We start from the raw sequence: 26,599 nt of genomic DNA, 5'->3' as shown, positions 1-26,599 counted from the left end.
GTTTGGATTTTTAAAATTATGATGCGAACTCATTACTGTGGCTCTTTAACAGAAGCCCAAATTGACCAGACCGTAACTCTTTGTGGATGGGTACACCGTCGCCGTGACCATGGTGGTGTAATTTTCTTGGATATGCGTGACCGTGATGGTTTAGTCCAAGTCGTGATCGACCCTGACACCCCAGAAGCCTTTGCAACAGCAGATAAAGCGCGTTCTGAATTTGTGCTAAAAATTACGGGTCGTGTTCGTCGTCGTTATGAAGGCACCGAAAATGCCAATATGGTCAGTGGTCAAATTGAGGTTTTGGGCAAAGAAATTGAAGTTCTTGCACAGTCTGAAACACCTCCATTCCCTTTGAATGATGACAATATTAACGTGTCGGAAGAACATCGTTTAAAATATCGCTTCCTTGATATTCGTCGTCCTGAAATGTTAGAGCGTTTACGTTTACGTTCTAAAGCCACAACTCTAATTCGTAACTATTTAGATGATAATGGTTTCTTGGACGTTGAAACTCCTATTTTGACCCGTGCAACACCAGAAGGTGCGCGTGACTATTTAGTCCCAAGCCGTGTTCAAAATGGTAGCTTCTATGCATTGCCACAATCCCCACAATTATTTAAACAGTTATTAATGGTCGGTGGTATCGATCGTTATTACCAAATTGCAAAATGTTTCCGTGACGAAGACTTACGTGCGGATCGTCAGCCTGAATTTACTCAAATCGACATCGAAACATCGTTCTTAAACGATGATGACATCATGGATTTGATGGAAGGCATGACCGTTAAATTATTTAACGATTTGCTTGGGGTCAAGTTCGATAAATTTGAACGTATGACTTATAACGATGCGATGCGTGATTATGCATCAGACAAGCCTGATATGCGTATTCCGTTAAAACTGGTCGACGTTGCTGACTTAATGCAAGACGTGGAATTTAAAGTTTTTGCAGGCCCAGCTAAAGATCCTAAAGGTCGTATTGTGGCTTTACGTGTACCGGGTGCAGGCTCATTACCACGTAGCGCGATTGATGAATATACCAAGTTCGTTGGCATCTACGGTGCGAAAGGTTTAGCCTACATCAAAGTCAATGAGCTTGAAAAAGGCATTGAAGGTTTGCAATCTCCAATCGTGAAGTTTATTGAGCCGATCGTGCTTGACTTGTTAAAACGTGTCGGTGCAGAAAATGGCGACATCGTGTTCTTTGGTGCAGATAAAGCCAAAGTCGTGAATGATGCCATGGGCGCATTACGCGTTAAGATTGGTCATGACTTAAAACTTGCAACCTGCGAATGGGCACCACTTTGGGTGGTTGATTTCCCAATGTTTGAAGAAACGGATGATGGCAAATGGACTTCGGTTCACCATCCATTTACCTTACCAAAATCTAGCGTTGAAGATGTGAAAGCCAATCCGGGTGAAGCATTGTCTGTTGCCTATGACATGGTTTTAAATGGTACTGAAATTGGTGGTGGTTCATTGCGTATTTACACTTTAGAGATGCAAAAAGCCATTTTTGAAGCCTTAGGTATTAGTGAAGAAGAAGCCGAAGAGAAATTCAGCTTCTTGTTAAATGCATTACGTTATGGTGCCCCTCCACATGGTGGTTTGGCTTTTGGTCTGGATCGTTTGATTATGTTAATGACAGGCGCAGCGTCTATTCGTGATGTCATTGCATTCCCGAAAACCAAGACTGCTGAATGTCCATTGACTCAAGCCCCTGCACCAGTTGAGCCAAATCAATTACGTGACTTAGGCATTCGTTTACGCGAACAAGCAAAGAAAGAAGATTGATTTTAGTTGTATAAAACGTCTAAAGAGGCCAGCATTTATGCTGGCTTCTTCACGTTTGGTTAAGGGTTACATCAAGAATCATGACATGAATTGAGGTTGACTCTGGTTAATGGCATAATAACGCTTTACTCTCGCAATGGATAACTCAGTATGGCAATGCGTCCTGAAGTACGTCGACACGCTCTTGTCGTCATCGTTTTTGCATTAGCACAATGGTTGTTTATGCGTTATATCCTTGCCAATGAGTTATTTAACATGGACACCAATCAACGGATTCTGTTTTTCTGTATCAGTAGTCTAGCTGGTGCCTTATTGATTTTCGTGGCACTGATTTATATGGTGTTAAAAGGTAATGCGGATCAATCCTAGCATTCAATTTTGAATACATTCATATTGACTCTAAAAATTTTCATATATGCTAAATACTGATCTCAATCAAGCTTCAATTGCAATACTTTATATTGCGACTGGACGATATACTGTTTTTTGGCAACACTTTTATGAATCAGCAGAAAAAAATTTACTTAGATCCAATAAAAAACATTATTTCGTTTTTACCGATGATGCAGCCTTATTAAATAAAAGTAATCTCAGTAATGTCACTTATATTCAGCAAGAAAAGCTCGGTTGGCCATATGATACTTTAATGAGATTTGAAATTTTTCTATCACAAAAAGATAAATTAAAAGAATATGATTTTGTTTTCTTCTTTAATGCAAATACTGAGATTGTAAAAGAAGTAACCTCTAAAGAGTTTTTACCAGAAAAACAAGATGAAAACTTAATTTTCGCACTACAGCCTCATTCCTTTCATAAACGTATCGATAAATTCACCTACGATCGAAATCCTGAAAGTACTGCCTATATTGATTACAATTCTGGAAAATTTTATTTCACAGGTGCCTTGAATGGAGGGAGATGCCAAGACTATTTAAATATGTGTGAAACACTCAACAAAAATACAAAAATTGATTTAGAAAATAATGTTATCGCATTATGGCATGATGAAAGCCATTTGAACAAATATGCACTTAATAGAGAAGATATAAAAATATTACCTGCATATTTTACTCGGGGTGAAACTGAATACTGGAAAAAATCAGCAAAAATTATGTTCTCTGATAAAAGTCATTTCCGCTTTGGTGGACATGCCTACCTTCGTAGTGAAACCAACGAAAAAATAACTGAAAATGATTGGCTTAAAACTAAAAGTTTACATAAAAAGAGGTATGCTTTTAGACTAAAACAATATATTAAATCTTTTCTCTTATGAAACAACCAATTAAAAAGTTGTTTTAAACTTAACCTAGCCTAGAAGATTTTTTAATTGATAAAAATATGAATTTTCATCCGCCTCTTTGATATAATTAATTTTATGGATATTCGTATCTTTTAATATACGATCATATCCATTTGAGTTAAACGGCTCTTTCATTTTCGTTTGTAGTAAATGTGGTAAAGTATCATCTAAAATCAACATATCTACATTAAAAGTATTTTTTTTAAGTAATTCATTCATCATAATTTGAAAAAAGAAATAATGCGGTATATCTTTTTGTGTCTTCCAGTAGTTCAACATTATATTTAGGCATGTATGTATAATTTCATTATTTTTTTTTGCAACAATAAAGCTATTCAGTATATTAACAAAATGTTCATCACTCCAACCAAAATAATCTGAGTTAAATGCAATCCAAAAATCTTTATTTTCAGCATTAGCACTTCTTTGAAACATAAAAAAATCTTGATTTAAAATATTTTTATCAATTTGATTTGTTAACAAAATTGTAGCATCAATCCAGATACCACCATATATATCTAGCAAAGCCAATCTGATTAAATCTGCAAAAAAAGCTGGTTTAAAGTAAGGATTTTGCTTTCTTTCCCAGACAAAATCAGGTAAATCTAAATAATCTTTTATGGTGTTTTCATCAAGTCGAATAACTTTATAATCACCTTTAAATTTATCTACTGAAGCAAAACATAATTGAACGGTTTCATTTTCATTGGCTAATTCGATTCCCTGCCCCCAATATTGCCAAATGATTTTTTCATTCCCTAAATTGATTTTAGGTTCTAATTTAAAGTGATTTAATTGACCTGCCAGATATTGATCGATAAAAAAATCCCATTGTCGTGCGACATGTTTTTTTTGTAAAAGATTTGCCTCTCTTGCCTGAGCTTTACGGAATTTTTTTGTAGTGAATGTAGAATAAAAAGTACGCCAAGGTTGTTTTTTTAAGCGTTTTAATCGTTTGGTCTGAGCTGAGTCTTCTGAAAATAGATACATCACATCTGCACATTTTTCTTCTGAAATCATAAAATTATCCACCACAATCATCTCCATAAAAATTTAAGCATTTCATTGCGAATGAACTTAAAACGTCAACCCAACCAATAGGCTTAATTTCAATTTATTTTTTTATATTGATTTAAAAAAATATTATAAAATTTCTTTAAAATTGAAATTTTTAACCTTAAAAAAAATGATTTATTTTTACTCTGTTCTAGACCAATAGACTGTCGTTCTTGTTCAATATAACTTTGACCCGTAGCAATTTGATCCAATTCAGGATGATCAAATAAGAAAGTCGCATAGAAGTTACAGTTTGGGTCGTAATTTGTGATTTGAGACCAATGATCACAACCTTTAGGGGGTTGATGGTACTGAAGTAACAGTTCAGCCATTTTTCTATCTACGACATATGCATAAGTATAGAAAAAACGTCCAAAATAAAGTGGGTGTAATTGAAGGATTTGTTTTTCATTGATTTGCTGATCAAGGAGTGTACCTCGAACACGCTGATTACTTTTAAGTTGTATTCCGCCAAGACTAAAAAAGAAACATTCCTTCAGATTTAATTGTGAGATTTCGGTTTCAAGTGAATTTAAATCAAAATCCTTTAAAGAAATTGCATCATCTTCAAAAATACAGGCATATTTCTCATCTGTTGATAGAAAATTTTTCAGTGCCTCCAGATGAGATAATGTACAACCTAATTCAGCAGGACTCAGTGGTTTTTTTCGACCAGCTACAGCCAACTTAAAATATTCCCTAGTGGGGAGATCTGCACCAATCACACCGCATTGAATAAACTCTGATTGATATCGTGAAAAAGTAGACTGAGCAAAAAAGTTAGTTAACCTCGGACTTTCAGGCTGTTCAATGCTAATTAAATACTTTTTCACGTTGTTCATCGAAATGCAAAGTTATGATACCGATAATTATAAAGTAACTGATCAAGAAATAATAATGATCTGTTGTTATGGATTGATCGTTTTTTTTTAAGTAAGATGGGTGCTAAATATTTTTACATCTGATACATTGTTTTTATGTCTGATCTTGGCTTTTCATCTGAAATTTATCATATTAAAATTAATGAGTTACTCGCTCTTGATGACTTATCTGATATCAACATTCCAGATGAATATAGTGACAAGGTGGTTTTATTTATTGGTCAGGAAAAGCTAAAAATTACAGATAAACTTGTTCGTGGGCGAGATCAGTTGATTCAAGCGCTTCAACAAGGTCAGACCCACATTCCAACACGAATTATTTTTAGGCAACGTGCACCACAACTTTCTTTTTTTGCATTACTCAAACCCATTCGTAAAAAATATCTGGATTATTCTTCCAACAGCTATGAAATCTATCTGAGTGATATCATTGATAATCATTTAGAGCGAAATTTAAAGACCGAAGAAACGGCTTATAATTATAGTGATCGAAACAAATGGGGCGTGCCTAAAGATCAAAGACAATCCAGATTTAATGAGATTGATGAATCTTTTCGACTGCATGGATATGATAAAAACTATCCTATGGCCATTATGTTATGCCGTGGTCTAGGGGTAAAAGATAAATTACATCAGGGTCATCATCGTATGTTTTTTTGTCGTAAATATCATATTTCTCATGTACAGGTGCAGTTTTTGGCAACCAACAGTATGACAGGACCGCTCAAAACTTTCTTTTTATGGTTAAATAAAACGCTTAAATATAAGCAAGTGAATTAGTCTATGTCTTCACCTCGTATTTCAGTGGTCTTAACGCATTTCAATAAAGGACTTCTATTACAACGTACGATTGACTCATTGCAACCTGAGCAGCCTGATTTACTTGAAATTATTATTGTAGATGATGCATCGACTGATCCTTCTTGGCTTGAATTTTCCAACACACTAGAACAAACCTATCAGAAAGTAAAAATTATTACAAATAGCAACAACTTAGGACCTGCAAATCGGCTCAATCAAGGTGCAGATTTAGCATTAGGAGACTATATTTTTTTTATGGATGCCGATGATGTGCTTGCACCTGAGCGTCTCAAACAAATAATGACCTTAATGCAGGAATCAAATTGTGATTTATTCTACGGAAACAAAGTCAAAATTCATGATTTAAACGAAATTCATCATTTCCCAGAAATATCCACAATGACTGTAGAACAGCCTCTCACCTATATGATTCAGCATAATATTATGGAAATGTGCGTGATGTGCACCCGTGATTTGTGGCAAGAATCCAAAGGTTGTAATCCCACCCTATTTATTCAGGATGAATCTCTTGCGCTTGAACTCGGAATGGTTGCTAAAAAATTACTCTTTACCGAGACACCAACTGTCTTTGTGATTCTGGATGAAAATGAAACCAAGCAAATTCGTGGTAAAAATAGACTTTCACAAAACTTAAATCAGCAGCATCATGATATGTTTTTTACGATTGATGACTTTTTAATGAATCACAATCTCAATCCACAACAAAAAATGCTATTACAAAAAAAAGCGCTATCGACCTACTGGAAAAGCCTAAAAGTCACTAATCGTAAGAGTATTAAAGAGTTTATTTTCTATGTTTTCGCAAAATATAATCCAGAAAAATGGTGGAATATTCGACATACGGAATTAAGGCAGTATTTCAGCATGCTCGATCGTGTACGTCGCCCACATTTATAATTGAGCTAAGCAAAATACTAATGAATGCTGTTCATCGAGAGTAAAAAATGTCGATTCCTAAAATAATTCATCAAATTTATTTACAAGGCGAAGCTAACATTCCTGAAAATATCCAACAGTCTATACAACAGCTTCGGGAACGGAATCCAGATTGGGACTATCAGCTCTACGATGAATCGACAATTTTAGAATTTATTCGGAAATATTATGATCAAACAATGCTTGATCTGTATTTATCGATTAACCCATGCTATGCCGCCGCGCGCTCTGATTTATTCAGATATTTACTGTTATATCAAAAAGGTGGGATTTATCTGGATCTCAAAAGTTCATGTACTCAGCCGTTTAATTCGATCCTGACAGCAGAAGATGAATTTATTGTCTGTGGATGGGAAAATGAAAAAGGGCAACAATATGAAGGATATGGAAAAAGTAAATTTCTTAAGCATTTAGCGCATGGGGAATATCAGCAATGGAATATTATTGCCAAAGAAAAATCTCCCTTTCTTAAAGCTGTTATTGACGAAGTGATTAACCGCCTGCAACATTATTCACCTTTAAAATATCATGTCGGTCGCAAGGGTGTTTTAAATACAACAGGGCCTGTTCCCTACTCCATTGCAATAGAAAAATTAATTAAAAATCAAAAAAATAGTTATAGATATGTACGATTTTCTCAGGATATCGGTCTGGTTTATAAAAATGCCGATACAGCCGTAGTGAATCAAAATCATTATTCTCAACAGCTTCAACCCATTGTGAGATTAGGCTTGATCCATCATTACCTCTATATTGGCTGGTTATTTCTGTTACACCCCAAAAAAGTGAAAAGCAAAAAGGATAAATTTTCAGAAATATTTAAAAGATAAATTTTGATGATTCAATTTTTTACATTGATAAGCGTTAAGAAAACGTGAGTTATGCACGTTTCCCTAGCTTCATTCTAAGCTTCACTGCAAACATGGAATCTTTTCCACTAACTTTAATACGCTTTAATTGCATAAAATCAGGCTGCTCTGCATCAATTCCCTCAATCGTTGTGACCGCGTTTAAATAGCCTGCCTGTTTTGCAATTTCCACATCGCGTTGTGAATAGATTCCAAATGGATAAGCAAAACTGGTCACCTGTTGCCCTGTCATCTGTTCTAGTTGTTGCTTGGATTGAAGCAATTCATCAAAACATTCCTGATCGTTCAGTTTAGCTAAGTTGGCATGTGTCAAAGTATGCGAACCAATTTCAATCAAACCACTTTTTGCTAAAACTTGAATTTGTTCATCACTAAGTTTAGGCTCTCGCGCCAGCTCGCCACTGTTATGATGTGCTTTTTTATAAGTTGACCAATCACGCTCATGTCGGTCGACCACGACATAGATGGTGGCTTTGGCTTGATATTTTTCTAAAATCGGGAAAGCATGTTCCAGATTATCTAAGTAACCATCATCAAAAGTAATCGCAACTGTTTTATCAGGATGTTTACCCCAATTTTGCTGTAGCTCCTGCATGGTGACAAAATGAAATCCCTGTTCTTTCATCCACGCCACTTGCTTATCAAACTCAGCAGGTTTAACGCGCAATTTATTAAACTTCGCGCCGTCAATATGTTCTCTCACCATGTGATACATCAAAACACGTGGTCGCTTCCAGTCTATTGCTGGCTTCCACCATGCATATTTATAACTGAACATAATCACTGCTAAAACAAAGACTAAAGCAAGATAAATCACATCATTGACCTGAATAAGATTTCAATAAATATGTTGCCACACGTTCTGCCTCTTTAAAAGTCTGTTGCGGTGGAAGTTGTGCAACAATGGTCTGTGTACCAACAATTTGATCCTGAATTAAGGCATCAACTGCCTGAGTAATACGATCCTGTTTTAATCGATCCATTGCAATCACGCCTACCCGACACCCTGCGGTCAATGCTTCAAACATCATCGACACACTATCTTCTGTTACAAAGACTGTTTCTGCCAGTTGCATTTGCTCAAAAATCCAGCCTTGTGGCGTTTGCTCAACAGGAAAAATCTGTAATTGCTTTACATCAATTTGTTGTTTTAAATAATCCAGAAAATGCTCAGGAGTTCGGCGCGATGTGGTTAAGATAATCTGGCATTGCGGATTCTGCTCAAGAATGTGCTGTATCGAGCTTAAAACTTTGTCTTCATTCCATTGATGTCGTTTTGAATGACCACCTAACGCAATCAAAATCCGATTGCTTTGATGACGATGTTCATTTTCAATTGGATTAAGCGCACCTTGAGTCACAATCACACGCTCTGATGCAGCAATCCCATCATGCTCAGGAATTACCGCATAGTCAAAACAGTGAATGGGCAAGCTGGGTTTCATCAAGATTACCGTTTTGGCTTGAGGATACACTTTTCCCAATAACCAAACCCGAAAATGGGTATGTGAACCCACCCCAAAAATAAAATCAGGAGCTTGGCGAATTGCATCCACTTGATGGCTAAATAGACATTTAAAAAGCGACAACAAGGGTAGTTTTTCTAACTGAATTTCTTCAAAACTTGAATTGGAATTTTGCCGATGTATGGCCTGATATAAACCTAAAGCCTGTGACCGATGTCCTGCCTTCGCATCACTCACATATACAATATGCATTTTATTTTCCCAATATCACAAGCACAAAAAAAAGGCGAAACACCTGTTTCGCCTTTCATCTTAACTGATTCAATTATTTAACGTAAGTTAACCAGTGTTCATATTTTAGATTTTTACCTTGAACGGCATCAAAGAATGTTTTTTGAATAATCGTGGTGATTGGGCCACGACGACCTTCACCAATTTGACGATCATCATATTCACGAATTGGCGTCACTTCAGCCGCAGTTCCAGTAAAGAACGCTTCATCGGCAATATAAAACTCATCACGGGTGATACGACGCTCAACTACTTCATAGCCTAGGTCTTTGGCAATGGTAATAATGGTTTGACGGGTAATCCCATCCAGCGCACCACCTGCGATATCTGGAGTATGTAACACACCATCTCTGACCAAAAATACGTTTTCGCCAGAACCTTGGCAAACATAGCCTTGTGGATCCATCAACATCGCTTCATCATAACCAGAATGTGCTACTTCCTGATGCGCAAGGATAGACAAGGTATAGTTACCAGAAGCTTTCGCTTTACACATGGTCACGTTTGGATGGTGATGAGTAAACGAAGAGGTTTTAACACGAATACCTTGTGCCATTGCTTCTTCGCCCAAATAAGCACCCCACCCCCATGCAGCAACCGCAGCATGAATCGTATTGTCAGTCGCCGCAATTCCAAGTTTTTCAGAACCGATCCAGATCAAAGGACGCAAATAGCAAGAAGCCAGTTTATTTTCACGTACCACATCAATTTGCGCTTGTTCAAGAGTTGCTTGATCAAATGGAACTTTCATTTGATAAATTTTTGCAGAGTTGAGCAAGCGTTTAGTGTGGTCTTGAAGACGGAAAATTGCAGTGCCTTTAGGTGTTTCATAGGCACGGACACCTTCAAAGACACCCATACTGTAGTGTAGCGTATGAGTTAAGACGTGGATTTTTGCATCACGCCAGTCAACCAATTGTCCATCTTGCCAAATAAAACCATCACGATCAGCCAAATTCATGGCACACACTCCAAATTTTTACACAATCATTCACTCTCCAGCATCACCGTTGACGCTGGATCTATTAATCTTTGCCATAACTTGCAAACGACCTCGCGGGTATCGCGCCAGTCCGCAGCGCTGACTTGCATGGATTGATTTGCAAGGGCTAAACGGTGGCTCTCGGCTCGTTCACTGAGATAAGCGTGTATCAATGCTGTGGCATCTTCACTGGATAAGCAGCCTGCTTGAGCAGCATCTTCAAGAATTCTTACATTGTCGGAAAAATGGGCGAGATCAGGATTCGCACCACTCCATGCAAGCACCATATACTGTGCCATAAATTCGATGTCAACGATACCACCTGCATCCTGTTTTAAATGAAAAATCCCATGTTTTTTTTGTTCAGTCGAAGAGCCCAGATGATCTTTCATCTTCTGGCGCATTTTAAGCACTTCTTCCTGTACATGTTTTTCATCTCGTGGTTGGGTCAATATGTGACAGCGTAAATCTTCAAACTTCTGGCGCAAAGTTGCTTCACCTGCAATGGAACGTGCACGGACTAAAGCCTGATGTTCCCATAACCATGCATTTTTAAATTGATATTGTTCAAATGCTTTAAGGCTCGTCACAAGTAGGCCGGCTTCACCTGAAGGCCGTAATCGGGTATCAATTTCATACACCCGGCCATCCAGCGTTTGCGTGGTCATAAGCGATAAAAATTTTTGCGCCACACGCACTGCAAATTCAAAACCTGTAATGGCTTTTTGACCATCAGTTTCAGCCTGTTCATCAAAATAATGAATGAATACCAAATCCAGATCGGATCCATAGCCTAATTCGATTCCACCCACTTTGCCATAACCAATCACAGCAAAACCGTTATGCTCGAATGAGCAACGTTGTCCCTGAGCATCCAGTGGAAAACCATGGCGTTTTACCACCGCCTGATAAGCCAGATTTAAAGTGGCAATCACACTGACTTCAGCAATATCCGTTAGTGCGTCGGAGACTTTCATCAATGGACTTTCTGCCAGTACATCACTTGCGGCGACCGTCAGTACATTACTTTTCTTAAATAATCGCAGCACCCGCATTTGATCTTCCACTTGATCAATTTCAATTCGCAATAATTGCTGACGCAGAGAATCTTCCAGATCTTGTCGTTTTGGTAATTCAAAATCCATCGACAAAAATTCGTCCAGCAACACTGGATATTGGGTTAACTCTTCGCAAATCCATGGACTGACGGTTGCCATTTTCACCAAACGCTGCATGGCACCACGACTTTCCATGAGCATGACCAGATAGACTGTGCGACGCATGACTGACTCCACCAAGGGCATTAGACGTGTCAGTGCCACTTGCGGTTTGTCGGACTGAAGTATCGCTTCAATCAAATGCGGCCAAAAATCTTTTAAACGCTCAATGGCTTTAGCGGGTAATTTTTTTAAGGCATTACTATGCCAAAACTCATAAATTAAATTTTGTGCAGATTCATCTAGCACGGCATTCAATCGTTGTTCCAGTTGACTTTCAGTTTCGACAGGAGATGCAACCTCATCCTGAATCAGGTTTTTAAATTGGTCACTGACACGTCCACGTTTTTCGTTTAATACAGCTAAAAATGCATCCCAAGACTCATAATTTAAAGTATCAATCATACGTTGCCGTAAATCAGGCTCAACAGGCAACATTTGTGTTTGCTGATCGTTTAAAGCCTGTATGGCATGTTCAACTCGTCTGAGAAATAAATAGGCATCTTCAAGTTCAATCACGGCCTGCGAATCCAGCAAACCGACCTGCCCCAAATGATGCAGACTGACCAGACATTGCCGATCCTGCAACTCGCGCTTTGAACCGCCATAAATCAGTTGAAATACCTGCACAATAAATTCAACTTCACGGATCCCCCCCGCTCCCAATTTAATGTCATCGGCAATATTACGACGAGTTACTTCACGCTCAATCATGACTTTCATTTCGCGCATGGCTTCAAAAGCGGAATAATCGACATAACGGCGAAATACAAAAGGGCGTGTCATATCTAATAAATCATCACCACGTTTACCGCCACAGATAATACGTGCCTTAATCCATGCATAACGCTCCCATTCACGTCCATGTTGCATGAGATATTTTTCCAAAGCCACATGACTAATAGCCAGTGCTGAACCATCTCCCCATGGTCGCAAGCGCATATCGACTCGAAACACAAAACCGTCTGCGGTGATATGATCGAGTAAATAAATCAGCTTTTGTCCCCATAAAATACAAAATTGCTGAACATCAATCAACTTACGCCCATTGGTTTCACCTTGTTCATCAAAAGCAAAAATCAGGTCGATATCACTGGATAAATTCAGTTCTTGTGCGCCTAGTTTACCCATGCCAATTACAATTAAGTCCTGAATTTGACCATCATATCCAACAGGTTCACCATGTTTGGCCAATAAAGCAGGCAGCGCAAAAGTTTTAGCTGCACCAATACATGCATCAGCAAAATCAGAAAGTTCGCGAGTGAGGGTGACGACATTAGTGAGTTGGTTGGCATCCTGCCAGATCCATCGAAACATCAGCTTCGCGCGCAGAATACGTAAAGTACGCATCCACTGACTTTCATCCTGAATCTCTTTGAGTTCTTGCTCAACACATTGAAAAATAGCTTGTGTTGTTAAGGGCTGATTAAATTGGTCAATCGCATAATCCTGCTCCAAAGCCGTTTGATGTAAACCCAATACCTGTTCTGCGTATTGACTGGCTCTTAAGGTCTTATGCAATTGCTCAATATTCATCATTCACCTGCAACATTTAACTTTTATTTATATATCGTTATAACAGTTACAGGTGGTTTTAGGGAAATCGATTTAAGTGACTGTAAGATCTCCGCTATCTTTTTGTTCAATCAAGACTTCACCGACATCTGTAGCACAAGGTAGAACCACTTTAAATATTGTCCCTTGTCCTTCTTTAGAACTGACAGATATTTGTCCAAGGTTCAGGTCTATAAATCTCTTACATAAAGTCAATCCCAGACCAGCACCTTTCTCACCATCAGTGCCTCTTAAACTTGCAGTAATTCTAGGATGAAAAACGGTAGACATCTGAAGCTCGGTCATGCCCAAGCCATTATCTTCGACATAGATTTCAATACCATTTTCACCATGATTGGCTCGTAATGCGACATAACCTTCCCCGCCTAGGCTGGTGAACTTTAAGGCATTGGACACCAGGTTTTGAATGACCGAGGTAATCATATTAATGTCTGCATGAACTTTTAGATCATCAGGAACTTGATCAACCAATGCAATTTTCTTTTTAATTGCCAAGGTATTCAGGACGTTAATAACAATCGAAGTCGCTTGCTTTAGATTAAAATTAATTGGGTGATACACAAAACGCCCACCTTCTGCCATCGCCCACTCCAATAAACTTTCGAGTAAGTTATAGGTCGATTGAGACGTATCATACAGATAGTCTGCGATATTCTGCACACTGGATTCATCCAGACTCTCACGCTCTTTGGCAAGCACTTCCGAAAAGCCCAACAAGCCATGAAAAGGCGCACGCAAATCATGTGAAATGATCGAGAAAAATTTGGTTTTACTGAAATTTAAGGCACATTGCTGTTCATATAACTCATTGAGTATTTCATGGTTATATTTCAGTTCAATATAACGCGAGAAATTAACCCCATGCTCGGCTAGCATTGAGATCTTAAGCGGCTCAAATGGTTGATCTTCTTGGTCAAAAAACAAAGCAATGCCAATGGATTCGTTATTTTTTAAAATATTGAGGGCAATAATACGATGATGCTCTACTCCACCCTCATTCATATAGGCTGAAAAATCAATATAATGCGGATGTTCTTGATCGATAAAAACTTTATCTTTAAAAAACTGCGCATTATTACGTTTTTGCAACTTGAGTACTGCGTGAATTTTACTTTCAGCATGATGCCAAAAATAAGATTCTTCGTGGAAACATAAAATTGCTTTTTGAGCCCCTATCAAGTTTTTACCAAATTCTAAAAACTGTTGAATCAGATTATGCTCACTTTTTAGACCAAGGAGTAGCGATAAGCGGCAAGCACTTAGCTGATCTGCTTGATCAAGCTCTAACAACTGTAAACTCATGGTCCGCCTCATCATTGTTATGGTTATTATGAAATAGAAGATAAAAATAAAAAACAAATTGCACCACTTACATTTAGCAAATTTTTCACAAAAAATCAATAACAAAACGCAATAATGTAATCGGGCGTTGAATTTAAACGATTTATCAGGCAATAAATAAATTCTGTTGTTTTTATCTCATTTTGCATTTTTTATTCGATTAAATTGTTCAAAAAATATAACATAAGCATCAAAAGCAGATATTATTTTTAGTTCATGATTTTCAAAAAAATTATCTATTCTCTACAACTTAATTTACGCAAATTAATTTTATTTCTGGCCATTTTTAGTGTCTTGAGTCTCTTCATCATTTCATTATTGGTCAATTATTATATTCAAAAAAATCAACTCATTGAAAATTCACTTTCAGTCAACATGGAATATGCTTCCAAAATTGCACGAGGCACCAATAGCCATTTTAAATCGATGTTACAAGAACTGGATTACAGTGCTCATGTATTGGGTCAAGCTTTTGATAATGATCAGATCCGCCAAGCAGAAGTCAATCGTCTTAAATTTCAGTCTAATTATTTTGATAGTTTGATTATTTCTGATCGTCACGGGAACATCTTAAGTTTTGCGCCGGAAAAACTTCAACTTAATAAAAATGTCGTCAATACCACACTCGGTTTTAAAATGTCGCTTACACAGCAAAAGACGGTTGTGACACCCCCTTATTATTCAGTCAAAAATAATTTGATCGTTTTTTTATCGCAACCGGTTTTTGACCAAAACCGTCGTTATCTAGGTTTTATTGGCGCAGCGATCTATTTAAAATCGGATAATATTTTAAATGAATTACTCACAATTAAATACCGTTATAAAAATAGTTATATGTATGTGATTGACAGTAATCAACGAATTATTTTCCATCCCGATCAACAACTCATCGGGAAAGAGGTTAAAAATAATACGGGATTAGCAACGATTTTGACTGAGAAAAATGGCAAAATTCGCCTGATCAATAGTCAAGGTATCGATAATTTAGCGGGCTTTGCTCATATTCCAACTACAGACTGGATTGTGGTTTCGCAGCAACCGACACGTGATTTGCTGGCACAAGCATCCTCAATTATTGTCAAAATTATTGCAGGTATGCTGCTCTTTTATGTATTCATTTTTTTCATCGTTTGGCGCATTTCTTTTTTAATTTCCAACCCTCTCGCACAACTTGCCAAAATGGCAAGTCATTTAAATAGTGTAGAAACTGATCAAAAAATTAAGCAAATAGAGCCTTGGTACTATGAAGTACTAAAATTTAAATTGTCACTACTTTTAAGTTCACAGCAATTTAAAGAAAAAATTTCAGAGCTTAATTTTTATGTAAATACAGATCCTTTAACTGGTTTTTATAATCGACGCGGTATGCGATTATTTTTGGACGAGTTCCAAAAATCCGGAACTCCCTTTGCCGTCATCTCTATCGATATTGATCATTTTAAGCGTATTAATGATATTTATGGACATGAAACAGGCGATCTTGTACTTAAAAATATTGCCACGACCATTGAAAGAAACTCTCGGGATATTGATGCCTGCTGTCGTATTGGTGGAGAAGAATTTATTGTGTTATCACCAAATTCAGATTTAAATAATGCATATCATTTGGCTGAACGTATTCGTCAGACTATCGCAAATACTAAGATCGAAGACATTGGCACCATTACAGTATCAATAGGGATTGCCCACTGGCCAATCTCAGACAATGAGATAAGTCGTGTATTTAAACTTGCAGATGACAAATTGTATGTGGCGAAAGCTGAAGGTCGTAACCGTGTCAAAATTTAAATTGATGTTCGCAACCTAAGGCTCAATTCAAGTGGATTCGCTAACAATTTTATAAATTCGATTGGAATGCTGACTTTCAAATAACAATTCAGTTGAAGGCAGAATACTTTCATTTTCAACTTCAATTTTCTCAACCCGTTGGTACAGGCTTAAAGGTTGCCCTTCTGGTGTAAGCTGTTGCGCCTTCATAGTTGCGACGGCTGTATATGTTTGATCAAATTGATCCTTGACCATAATTTCACGTGTTTCCATAATATTCACATCTAATTTCGTCCTTTTATTTTGTATAGCATAGTTTATGGTCGATAAAATATTCGAGTTGTTAGATTTTATGGCAATGTATGGATATGTAACATCAGGGTCGATCTGCATCGGATTAGAATCGTATGCAATTTACATTCATAAGAGATAACATCCATATACTTGTATGTGATTCAACGTCAATTTTATTTCTATGCTAAAATCTATTTAAATTCTGTTTGACCATGTTTCGATCGATTTATAGGTCTAGAAATGTAATGATTAAATATGCCTATTTGCTTTTTCATTTTCATTCTTTAACCTCAAATTTACTGTGATCGCAAACTTTCCAACGCTGATGTTAAGGCATGATCTTTAATGACCCATTTTTCTTCCACTACAACTTCTAAGAATCCGCGTATTTCTGTTGCCCCGATGATGGATTGGACAAACAAATAAATATTACTATTTAAAAACAATGATTTATTATTATTATAAATTTTAATGGCGTAAATTTGGTGTAAAAAACAATTGGCAAGCCAAATGCTTACCAATTTTTCAATCGAATTATTAGTTAAGCACACGTCCAAGCATTCGACAAAGTCTCCGCCTGCTTCATCACCAACTCAATCGCTTCAGCTGCTTTATCAGGTGGATACTTCCAACGCTGTAAAGTACGACGTACTAATATTTTCAGCTGAGCACGGACACTGTCCCTAACCTGCCAATCGACGGTCGTTGACTTCCTGAGCTTTTCGGTAATCTCTCGTGCGATCTGTTTCAACGTATCGTCTCCAAGCTCTCTGACAGCACTTTCATTGTTTGCCAAAGCATCATAGAAAGCGATTTCATCTGGATTCAAGCCAAGTGAAGCTTCACGCTGCATTTCTGCCTGAAACTCTTTTGCCATTTGAATGAGTTCTTCAATGACCTGAGACGTTTCAATCGCTCGGTTATTGTATTTCCTCAAGGTTTCCTGCAAACGGTCAGAGAAGCGTTTTTCCTGTACCACATTGTTTCGTGTCTTTGCCTTAATGCCATCATTGAGTAACTTTTCCAACAGTTCAACTGCCAAGTTACGGTATGGCATCTGCCTTACATCTTCTAAGAACTCATCTGAAAGCAAGCCAATGTTGGGTTTATCCAAACCACACATTGCAAAGACATCTGTTACCCCATCAGCAATGACAGCATTATCCAGAATCTGTTTTAGCGTACTGTCCTTTTCCGCTTGCGACAGTTTACGATCTACAGAGGTATGCTTGCTAATGACCGCTTTAATGGCTGAGTAAAAGGCAATTTCTTTGTGCAGGTTCTTCGCTTCATCCAAGGTGCTGCATAAAGAGAAGGCTTTATTGATTGCCAGGACTAAATCAAGAAAACGCTTTTTACCATCCTTCAAGCTCAGCACATAGTTAGCTGCGGGGATAATCAGTCGGTGTGCCTGAGTTTCATAAGCACTTAAATCCATGCCAACCTGTTCATTGGTTTTGGCAAACATTCCCCGTATCGCATCCATCTTTTCAGCAAGAACCGCATAAGCTTCTTCTGCACGTAATGTTGGTTCCCCTTTACCTTTGGCATCGGTATAGGTTTTTAAGGCTTGCTTCAATTCATTAGCAATGCCGATATAGTCAACAACTAGTCCACCCTGCTTATCTTTAAAGACACGGTTCACACGTGCAATAGCCTGCATGAGGTTGTGCCCCTTCATCGGTTTGTCGATATACATGGTGTGCGTACAAGGCGCATCAAAACCTGTGAGCCACATATCGCGCACGATCACTAACTGCAAAGGATCTTTGACATCCTTAAAGCGTTTCTCAAGACGTTTTTTAGTTTGCTTATTGTAGATATGCGGCTGTAATAATGGTTTATCTGAAGCTGAACCCGTCATCACAATTTTGATTTTGCCTTTTTCAGGATCAGGGTCATGCCAATCTGGACGTAAGGCAATAATCTCATTGTAAAGGTGGACACAGATCTCTCGGCTCATGGTCACAATCATACCTTTACCCGCCGTCGCTTCAGTACGAGCTTCAAAGTGTGCGACTAAATCCGCAGCAATCTGTTTCAGCCGTGGTGTGGCACCCAGCAGCTTTTCTAGTCGGCTCCACTCACTTTTAGTCTTTTCTCGGTTACCAACATATTCTTCATCTTCTACAACCTCATCAACTTGATCAGATAGCTCTTCGATTTCAGCCTGATTAATATCTAACTTTGCCAAGCGTGATTCGTAGTAGATTGGGACTGTTGCACCATCATCGACGGCATCCTGAATATCATAGATGGAGACATAGTCGCCAAAGACGGCTCGGGTGTCTTTATCTTCACTTGAGATTGGAGTTCCAGTAAAGCCAATAAAAGCAGCATTCTTTAAAGCATCACGCATGTGCTTGGCATAGCCGAACTTGTATGTGCCATCATTGTTTAGTTTTGCTTTCAAACCATATTGGCTACGATGTGCTTCATCTGACATCACAACAATATTATGGCGTCCATTCAATAATGGATGCTCACTCTCACCTTCCAGTAATGCAAACTTTTGTACTGTAGTAAAAATGATTCCACCAGACTCACGCTCAGCCAAAAGCTGTCTTAGCTCATCACGGTTATTGGCTTGTACTGGGGTTTGCTTTAATAATTCTTGAGCATTGCTAAAGGTTTCAAAGAGCTGTCCATCCAAGTCATTACGGTCAGTCACGATTAACAAGGTTGGGTTGTGCATAGCGGGCTGCTGTAAAAGTTTACCTGCATAGCAACACATGGAGATACTTTTACCCGAGCCTTGGGTATGCCATACAACACCGGCTTTTTTATCCCCAGTTGGATTGGCTGCTGCAATGGTCGCATGTACCGCTTCCCGAACCGCATGGAATTGATGATAGCCTGCAATTTTCTTAATGGTCTTTTCGCCATCTGTTTCAAACAACACAAAGAATCGAATGTAATCCAGGAACAATTCTCGATCAAAGAAGCCTCGAATAACTGTCTCTAACTCCCATTCTAAAACGGGTTTATCATCTTCATTCTTGATCGTACGCCACGGTAAAAAGCGTTCCTGATTCGCCGTCAGTGAACCGACACGTGCTGTTACACCATCACTGACTACCAAAGCTTCATTAAATACAAACAGATCCGAGATTTCTTCTTTGTAAGTTTGCAACTGGTTAAAGGCATCCCAGATATCTGCATTTTCATCGGTTGGGCTTTTTAGCTCCAACACGGCAAACGGAATACCATTGATAAAACAGATGATGTCAGGACGTCGAGGTTGTTTAGTACCTAGAATAGTAAATTGATTGACCGCAACAAAACGGTTTTGATGCACATGATTAAAGTCCACTAAGAAGGCATGGTCATGTACCCAATCATCTTGCTTCTTATACGTGACAGGTACACCTTCCAACAACATACGATGGAAAGCGCGATTATTGGTGACAATATCTAAACTTTCAGGTTGATTCAGCTTTTGTAAGACTTGTTCAAAACAATTTATGGGAAGATGCGGATTTAATCGTTCAAATGCAGCATGTAAGTCTGATTCAATTAAGACTTGTTTATAGTCTTTGCGTAGGGGATTACTGCTGTCAGGCGCAATATCAATACCATGAATGACTTCCCAACCATTTTCAGCAAACCAGTCAAGGCATAAGTTTTCAAGTTGTGTTTCGTTCATGGCAATCCCCGATAAATATTACTTAAATAGTCCTATAATTTTAGCTATATCTTTTGACTAATTACTTATGACAACTTTATTAATACTATCTTTTGCTACACTTGCATAATAAGACTTGGTCAGCTCTGAGGTAAGAAAATTATCCATAAGCAATTGAATAAATAAATCCTTGGAAACTTTAGTATCTAATATAATTTTATCAGCAGCATCATTAAAACGAATTCTTCCTGTCAGAGTGGGAAAGGTTTGGCAAAATTGAATAATTTCGTTATTAGGGATTCCTGATTTCAATACGGGAGAGGATTTTGCAATTTTAGTGAATCTTCTTGCATATTTGATATCATCAAGCAACTCAGACAAAACCTCATGATTCTGAACTAAATTCATGTTTTTTAATGCAGCAACACCTACTGCTGCTTCTTTTTTAATTACGTCATGGAACCCAAAACTTTTTTCTATAGTTTGCAAATCAACAACTAATAGAGTGTTATTTACTTGCAACATTTGAAAACCTGAACTTATGCGTAAAAATTCATCGTCTATTTTTTCCAATCGAGATTTTGACTTTTTCAAAAACAAGCCTGAACGTTTAAACACATTCACTTGCGCTAAAGTTTTATATAAGACTATCTGATTTTCATCATTACCTAGCTCTATTAATAAAGCTTTTATAGAAGAAAGGTCATGTTGAGTTAAATTTAGTAGTGGCAATTCATCATTAGCAATTACCGTTTGTAATGTATTAAGTTCATCTGGCCTCTCTAAATCATATATATAAAGAGCATTTAAACGCTCATCCGAACTAGAAAGATTTAATACTGTTAGATCTTCATTATCGAATACGCATTCTTTTATACTTTGAATAAATAGTTTTTTTAAGCCCTTTAAAGCATCTGATTCAATATCAACTTTAACAGGATCTGTACTCCCTCTATCTTTTAGAATAGCATAAACCGAAACCCCAATTTTTTCATAATTATCAATAAAATACCGAACTGATTCCTGAACTTCACTAAGATTCATCTTTTAAGCCTTTTACAAAATAAATTCTATCATCTAGTTTTATATATGAAACTTTAGTCCCCACTTTCATTTTAGTTCTACTTATCAAAATTATTCCCTCTCTTTCTCCATTTTTAAAATTACCATTTGCCCGATATATACGAAATCCCAAAAGTGCTAGTGATGGATTAGCATAAAAAAGATCAGTTTTAACATATATAGCTCCCATAACCACCAATAAAAGTATTAGCACGATAACTTGTCTCCCTTCACTAAAATTAAAACTAATCAAAGGAACTACATATGTAGCCAAGAATGTTAAATGCTCATAATTAGCATCATCAATTTTTCTTATTTCAAAAGGAATCTCGGTTGTTCCTTTCAAATCAAAGTCAAATTTTTTGTAGGCATCAAAACAATATATCAAAGCTAAGAGCGAAATTATGGTCAAAATATTTTTTAATATTAACTCATTCCATGATTTAAAATCTTTCAAAAAAAAAGATTCATCAGGGAAATGAATCGACATTATTATAAAAAATAGAAATAACAATCCTAAAGATAGGATATATAAATCTACCTTCCTACGAGTATTTGTTCTTGCCATAACGTTGCCTATTCTTTTAATAAAGTAGCATCTAGCTCACCCGACAATAGTTTTGGTAATAGGGTATCTCTCAAATCAGATAAGTTACTGGATTGAATACACTGAGTTTTCATCATTTCTAATATCTTGCCAACTTGAAGATCAAATTTTTCAATAACCTCTCTAGTTGGTACTAAAACAACTTGATTACGCAAAATATCTGTTTTTAGGTTTGTAAAAACACTACCATTACCCTGAGCAACTAGTTGAGTTCTTAATTTTAAGAATAAGAAATATAAATAATTATCTGAAAAATGTTTTTTTTGAGGAAAATATAACCATCCATCATGAATACATGCATCTAATTCTAAAAACTTAGGTAATCCGGGTGTTGCACTATTTGTTAATATTAACGAACTTTTTTTGAGATAAACAGTTTTTTTCAGCCCTTCTTTTATAATAAATTCTTTTGTTTTAAATAAAAAAGGCGAAGGATCAGCTGTTGCATCAGCAATCTTAACCCATGGATATCCTGTAGGTGCCATAAAGTTTTGAATTGGTCTAGGGGAGCCACCTCGTTTAATTTCAAGAAAATTTCCTAAAGCTGTTGCATCCCAACCCTTCGGCACTTCCCCTAACTCACTTTCCATCAACTCATCAGGAAATAGCGAAGCAGTTGCTCGCAATTCAGCCAAATCATCTTCAGACATTTGCTTAAGCTCTTCTTCGCTCTTGCCACTAATAACACACATCGCAGCAAAATCAGCGTCTTTTCCTTCCTGCTTAGCTGCAATTTTGGCACGCACAGGGTCAAAGTCGATAAACCAACTTTTAAAAATGGCTTGAGCAATGGATTCTAGGGTTTGGTTTATTTGCGTATTAAGTAATGTCTTTTTCTCAATTGAATCAATTATTTTTGTTATTGAATCACGTTCTTCTCTAGGAGGAATTGGAATACCAATTTCCCGTACATCTTTTAAATTCAAGGTTTTTTGAACTGTGGTATTTAATCTAGCTTCTATTAAATGTTGTGCGGGCTTACTTGCCAGTACATAACGTATCCAAGACCGCAATTGGGTATCTTTGAGGCGAATCACAGCTAATGCTCTAGCCACGTTCCAGCCACACATTTCATCAGTTACGATTACACAATCGCCGGGATTACCGACTAATGTCAGTAAAAGCTCCGAACCATTTAAACGAGTCCTTTTATACTCTTCATCAACTTTGTTACTGATACAAAATGAAGGGCGTGATGCAATTGCTCCATTTTTAACATCAGAAACCTTAATTAAAGGAACACCACCATCCGTATCAGATCCCGGATACATCACACCAACTGATATAGCCTTCGGATGCTCTAATAACTCATCTATTGTTTTAAATTCCCAATGCTCAGGCACATTACCGCCCGCAGCTTCCCAAAACAAACGTAGAGTAAAACTCACACCGCACCCCCAAATTCTTTCTTAATCGCCCAATAGCCACGAGTACCACCAACACGCTCAAGCCAACCTGCATCTTTTAAATGGTTCAGATGCTTTTTCACTGCTGACTCATTAATCCCTAGCTGCTCTGCCATGTAGCGATAGGAAACTTTCGGGTTCTGTTGAATTAAAACTAAAATCTCTTTTTGACGATCTGTCAGCATAGTATTTTGGATTGAGCCACCTATTGAGCCACCTATTGAGCCACTTAATTGCTCAATCGAAGGACGGTAAAACTCCCAATCGACAAAATCACCTTGCGCTTTCAATTGAGGTTCGGCATTACCTGCCTGCAAACACAGATCTTTAATACGGGCAATACCACTGCCCCACTGCTCGATATAACCCAGCTCTTTAAACACACGTGCCAAAACACGGTTACGAATCTCTGAACGACCTTGAGCCAAATCTTCTTCAGTCAGACCATTGGGCAAGCCACCCGGGGATACAATATTCAGGATGTCATCATAAATGCCAACCTTGATATCACGCCCTGCATTGCTATAGTCACGATGCAACACTGCATTCACCAAGGCTTCACGAATTGCAGGAATGGGGATTTCATAACTTTCTGTACGTTGTAACCCTAAAATTTCAGCACGTAGATGCAGATGGTTTTTGATGAATTGCTCTGTTTGCTTCAACTGACTAAATAAGTCTCCACGGTATTCTTTCTTATCCAAAAACACTGTCATGGTCGTGCCTTTAAAGCGGCTACATTTGATCTCAACCTGCTCATAAAGCCCCAACAAAATGAGTAACCCATGACTTGGGTAATCCTGTCCATTCTGCTGAATGATCAATTTAAGATTACGCATTTTCTGCAAAGACAGCTCTTTACCCAGATCAGCAAAGGCTTGCTTTAAAGGCTGTAAATCAATGTCATCTAAACTGTATTGTGGATTCGGCTGTTCATCAAAAGTTTGGTTCAGACGTTGCAATTCAAGTTGCTGGATATACTCAGGCGATGCCACACGATTACTTGCACCCAAACGGATATAGGTTCCCTGTGCCTTGCCTTGTGGCTTGAGATAATAAGGCAACAATGAACCACGGCTGACTTCAATCACCAGCAACTCCATGCCTTGGATATTCTCGATATAAATATACGGCAGAATGTTGGGCATACAGAGTTCATTGATCATCGAAGTGATCTGATCTTGCAACTCAAAAATATCATCTTGAATACCCACGAGTTGGCGATCATCACTTACACCCACTACCAATTTACCACCACTGGTATTGGCAAAAGCAATCAGGGTCTTTGCGACCTGTTGCCCTTTCGGTAACTGCTCTTTAAATTCAAGGGTTTGACTTTCACCCTTCTGAATTTCTTGCAATAAAGGATGATCAGAACTCATAGCCCAAGCCCTTTAGATTCTTTTTAATCTCACTTTCCAAGACCGCACTTTCAGCAAATTGCTCTTTGAGCTGAGCAGTCAAACGTAACATTTTCTCAGCGAATGGCTCGCCATCATCTTCCTGCTCGACTGCACCCACATAACGTCCCGGAGTCAGTACGTAGTCATGCTTCTGAATATCTTTTAACTCAGCAGAGAAGCAGAAACCTTTCTCATCTTGATACGCTTCGCCTTCAAAGTTTTCACCTTGTTGCCAAGCATGTAAAGCATTGGTGATTTTAGCAATATCCGCATCGGTAAAGTCACGTAGCACACGATCTTTCATGTAGCCCAAATTACGGGCATCGATAAACAGGGTCTTGCCTTCACGGTTGGCTTTCTTTTTATCTAAAGACAAGCCATTCTTTTTGTCCTTGGTTAGGAACCAAATACAGGCTGGAATTTGCGTGTTGGTGAACAGTTGTCCCGGTAATGCGACAATACATTCCACCAGATCGGCTTCGATCAGGTTCTTACGGATCTCACCTTCATTGTTGGTATTGGAACTCATCGAACCATTGGCAAGTAACAATGCCATACTGCCCGTAGGTGATAGATGGTGCAGCATGTGCTGCATCCAAGCAAAGTTGGCATTACCTTGCGGTGGCGTGCCGTATTTCCAACGCACATCATTTTCTAAAGAAGCATGCCACCAATCCTTGATGTTAAAAGGTGGGTTAGCCATGACAAAATCGGCACGCAAGTCTGGATGCTGATCCTCTAAAAAGCTGTCTGCATTCTTTTTACCGAAATTAAAATCAATCCCGCGAATCGCCATGTTCATGGCTGCCAGTTTCCATGTGGTCGGGTTGCTCTCCTGACCATAGATGGAAATATGCTTTTTCTGTTCAGACGCTTTGTAACGCTTTTCCTGTGCATGTTGTTCAATGAACTTTTCACTGGATACAAAGAATCCACCTGAACCCATTGCAGGGTCATACACACGACCTTTATAAGGCTGCAACATTTCAACGATTAAGGTGACGATACTTTTAGGCGTGTAGTACTGCCCACCTTGCTTGCCTTCAGCCAAAGCAAACTGTCCTAAAAAGTATTCGTAGACGTGCCCAAGAATATCTTTACTGTGCAGACTGAGTTGCTCACCGTTATATTCTGGATTAGTAAAACTGGTGTCAGAAAAAGTATTGATCAGATCAAGTAACTTGTCATTGTCCAGCTGATACTGTCCAATACGATTAAGAATACCCTTAAGCTTTGGATTGGCTTTTTCAATTGCATCAAAGGCATTGTCAATCAGCCAGGATACAGAACGCAGTTTGACATCTGTACCTTGTTCATCCTGCCAAATGGTTGAGCCAATTGGTAAAGCGGCTGCATCACGGATATTTGACCAGCGGCCTGCTTTTGGCACCCAAAATACGTTTTTTTCTTGGTAGTAATCCAGTATTTCTAGTTCATCAGCAATAGACTGTTGGTATTCTTCTTCGCTGTCGTACTGATCACGCGGCATGTAATAGATGTTGTGATCGTCTTTTTGTGCAAACAATTCTTTGAGTTCAGATTGCCGTTCATCAAAAGCATCTGATACGTACTTTAAGAAAATCAGTCCTAAAACAATATGCTTGTAGTTAGCGGCATCCAGACTGCTGCGTAATTTATCGGCGGCTTTCCAAAGCTTGTCATCTAAGTCATTTAGAAACTTTTGTTCCAATGAATGCATTTTATTTCCTCAATCCAAGATCAACCGCTTTGGTTTTATACTTAATGTTAAACAATGTTGCTAAGTTAGCATATCAATGACCTATTAAAAGTCATGCACTTAACAAAAAAAATAGAGATTAATAAAGTCCTGTCATTTTAACGGGATAACTTTAGCTAAAATAGTCCTTTAACAACTGCTACGTCTTATAATGTCGTAAAAAA

General features: G+C 37.9%; 21 protein-coding genes. 7 read left to right on the top strand and 14 right to left on the bottom strand.

Translation table 11 applies throughout. From position 1 onward, the window contains the following. Positions 1-18 precede the first annotated feature (18 nt). The 3 genes from aspS to E0D95_RS13415 all read left to right on the top strand — a co-directional run bounded on the left by aspS (position 19) and on the right by E0D95_RS13415 (position 3,070). Positions 19-1,797, top strand: a complete 1,779-nt coding sequence (gene aspS, locus E0D95_RS13425; RefSeq protein WP_130804409.1) for an aspartate--tRNA ligase — start codon at positions 19-21, stop codon at positions 1,795-1,797. A 150-nt stretch (positions 1,798-1,947) separates the two neighbouring features. Beyond that, positions 1,948-2,166: a hypothetical protein gene (locus tag E0D95_RS13420; RefSeq protein ID WP_130804407.1), complete on the top strand. Its 219-nt coding sequence runs from the start codon at positions 1,948-1,950 to the stop codon at positions 2,164-2,166. Positions 2,167-2,212: 46 nt separating this feature from the next. Further along, entirely contained in the window at positions 2,213-3,070 is an 858-nt protein-coding gene (locus E0D95_RS13415; protein ID WP_130804405.1) for a family 6 glucosyltransferase, read from the top strand. A 33-nt stretch (positions 3,071-3,103) separates the two neighbouring features. On the opposite strand, the gene E0D95_RS13410 is transcribed toward E0D95_RS13415, so the two are convergent. Beyond that, entirely contained in the window at positions 3,104-4,117 is a 1,014-nt protein-coding gene (locus E0D95_RS13410; RefSeq protein WP_228258863.1) for a capsular polysaccharide synthesis protein, read from the bottom strand. Between the two features lie 89 nt (positions 4,118-4,206). Further along, positions 4,207-4,995, bottom strand: coding sequence for a glycosyltransferase family 25 protein (locus tag E0D95_RS13405; RefSeq protein ID WP_431830751.1), 789 nt, complete (start codon positions 4,993-4,995; stop codon positions 4,207-4,209). A 135-nt stretch (positions 4,996-5,130) separates the two neighbouring features. Here E0D95_RS13405 and E0D95_RS13400 point away from each other — a divergent pair, with 135 nt between their 5' ends. The 3 genes from E0D95_RS13400 to E0D95_RS13390 are packed head-to-tail and all read left to right on the top strand — an operon-like array spanning position 5,131 to position 7,622. Then, positions 5,131-5,814: a hypothetical protein gene (locus E0D95_RS13400; protein WP_130804401.1), complete on the top strand. Its 684-nt coding sequence runs from the start codon at positions 5,131-5,133 to the stop codon at positions 5,812-5,814. A 3-nt stretch (positions 5,815-5,817) separates the two neighbouring features. Continuing rightward, entirely contained in the window at positions 5,818-6,753 is a 936-nt protein-coding gene (locus E0D95_RS13395; protein ID WP_130804399.1) for a glycosyltransferase family 2 protein, read from the top strand. 47 nt (positions 6,754-6,800) lie between these two features. Further along, a complete protein-coding gene (locus E0D95_RS13390) occupies positions 6,801-7,622 on the top strand; it encodes a glycosyltransferase family 32 protein (RefSeq protein ID WP_130804397.1) in 822 nt (273 codons plus the stop codon). A 49-nt stretch (positions 7,623-7,671) separates the two neighbouring features. On the opposite strand, the gene E0D95_RS13385 is transcribed toward E0D95_RS13390, so the two are convergent. From E0D95_RS13385 to E0D95_RS13365, 5 genes are all read right to left on the bottom strand, one after another. After that, positions 7,672-8,439 carry a polysaccharide deacetylase family protein gene (locus E0D95_RS13385; protein ID WP_431830750.1) on the bottom strand — a complete coding sequence of 256 codons (768 nt, stop codon included), beginning with the start codon at positions 8,437-8,439 and terminating at the stop codon, positions 7,672-7,674. Positions 8,440-8,479: 40 nt separating this feature from the next. Next, complete coding sequence (locus E0D95_RS13380) at positions 8,480-9,379, bottom strand: mitochondrial fission ELM1 family protein (protein ID WP_130804393.1); 900 nt, start codon at positions 9,377-9,379, stop codon at positions 8,480-8,482. A 73-nt stretch (positions 9,380-9,452) separates the two neighbouring features. Then, positions 9,453-10,379, bottom strand: a complete 927-nt coding sequence (locus E0D95_RS13375; RefSeq protein WP_130804391.1) for a branched-chain amino acid transaminase — start codon at positions 10,377-10,379, stop codon at positions 9,453-9,455. Positions 10,380-10,405: 26 nt separating this feature from the next. After that, complete coding sequence (gene glnE / locus E0D95_RS13370; protein WP_130804388.1) at positions 10,406-13,153, bottom strand: bifunctional [glutamate--ammonia ligase]-adenylyl-L-tyrosine phosphorylase/[glutamate--ammonia-ligase] adenylyltransferase; 2,748 nt, start codon at positions 13,151-13,153, stop codon at positions 10,406-10,408. A gap of 72 nt (positions 13,154-13,225) precedes the next feature. Further along, positions 13,226-14,494 (bottom strand): sensor histidine kinase, encoded by a 1,269-nt coding sequence (locus tag E0D95_RS13365; RefSeq protein ID WP_130804386.1) that lies wholly within the window; start codon positions 14,492-14,494, stop codon positions 13,226-13,228. Between the two features lie 255 nt (positions 14,495-14,749). On the opposite strand from E0D95_RS13365, the gene E0D95_RS13360 reads away from it, so the two are divergent. Continuing rightward, on the top strand, positions 14,750-16,321 hold the full coding sequence (locus E0D95_RS13360) for a sensor domain-containing diguanylate cyclase (protein ID WP_130804384.1): 1,572 nt from the start codon (positions 14,750-14,752) through the stop codon (positions 16,319-16,321). A 27-nt stretch (positions 16,322-16,348) separates the two neighbouring features. Here the strand turns inward: E0D95_RS13360 and E0D95_RS13355 are convergent, their stop codons facing one another. The 7 genes from E0D95_RS13355 to E0D95_RS13325 form a co-directional block, all read right to left on the bottom strand. Further along, entirely contained in the window at positions 16,349-16,573 is a 225-nt protein-coding gene (locus E0D95_RS13355; protein ID WP_130804382.1) for a hypothetical protein, read from the bottom strand. Positions 16,574-17,135: 562 nt separating this feature from the next. After that, positions 17,136-20,240, bottom strand: coding sequence for a type I restriction endonuclease subunit R (locus tag E0D95_RS13350; RefSeq protein ID WP_130804380.1), 3,105 nt, complete (start codon positions 20,238-20,240; stop codon positions 17,136-17,138). A gap of 57 nt (positions 20,241-20,297) precedes the next feature. After that, positions 20,298-21,263 (bottom strand): anti-phage protein KwaB, encoded by a 966-nt coding sequence (gene kwaB, locus E0D95_RS13345; protein WP_130804378.1) that lies wholly within the window; start codon positions 21,261-21,263, stop codon positions 20,298-20,300. Further along, entirely contained in the window at positions 21,253-21,849 is a 597-nt protein-coding gene (gene kwaA, locus E0D95_RS13340; RefSeq protein WP_130804376.1) for an anti-phage protein KwaA, read from the bottom strand. Before kwaA ends, kwaB begins: the two co-directional genes overlap by 11 nt. Positions 21,850-21,857: 8 nt before the next feature. Continuing rightward, a complete protein-coding gene (locus E0D95_RS13335) occupies positions 21,858-23,276 on the bottom strand; it encodes a restriction endonuclease subunit S (protein WP_130804374.1) in 1,419 nt (472 codons plus the stop codon). After that, positions 23,273-24,676, bottom strand: a complete 1,404-nt coding sequence (locus E0D95_RS13330) for an AlbA family DNA-binding domain-containing protein (RefSeq protein ID WP_130804372.1) — start codon at positions 24,674-24,676, stop codon at positions 23,273-23,275. The genes E0D95_RS13335 and E0D95_RS13330 overlap by 4 nt, the downstream gene beginning before the upstream one ends. Further along, a complete protein-coding gene (locus E0D95_RS13325; protein ID WP_078388742.1) occupies positions 24,666-26,396 on the bottom strand; it encodes a class I SAM-dependent DNA methyltransferase in 1,731 nt (576 codons plus the stop codon). The genes E0D95_RS13330 and E0D95_RS13325 overlap by 11 nt, the downstream gene beginning before the upstream one ends. Positions 26,397-26,599: the final 203 nt, after the last annotated feature.

The sequence above is a fragment of the Acinetobacter ihumii genome (assembly GCF_900625095.1).
GTDB lineage: Bacteria > Pseudomonadota > Gammaproteobacteria > Pseudomonadales > Moraxellaceae > Acinetobacter > Acinetobacter ihumii.
This window is presented reverse-complemented; position numbering and strand designations above follow the sequence as displayed.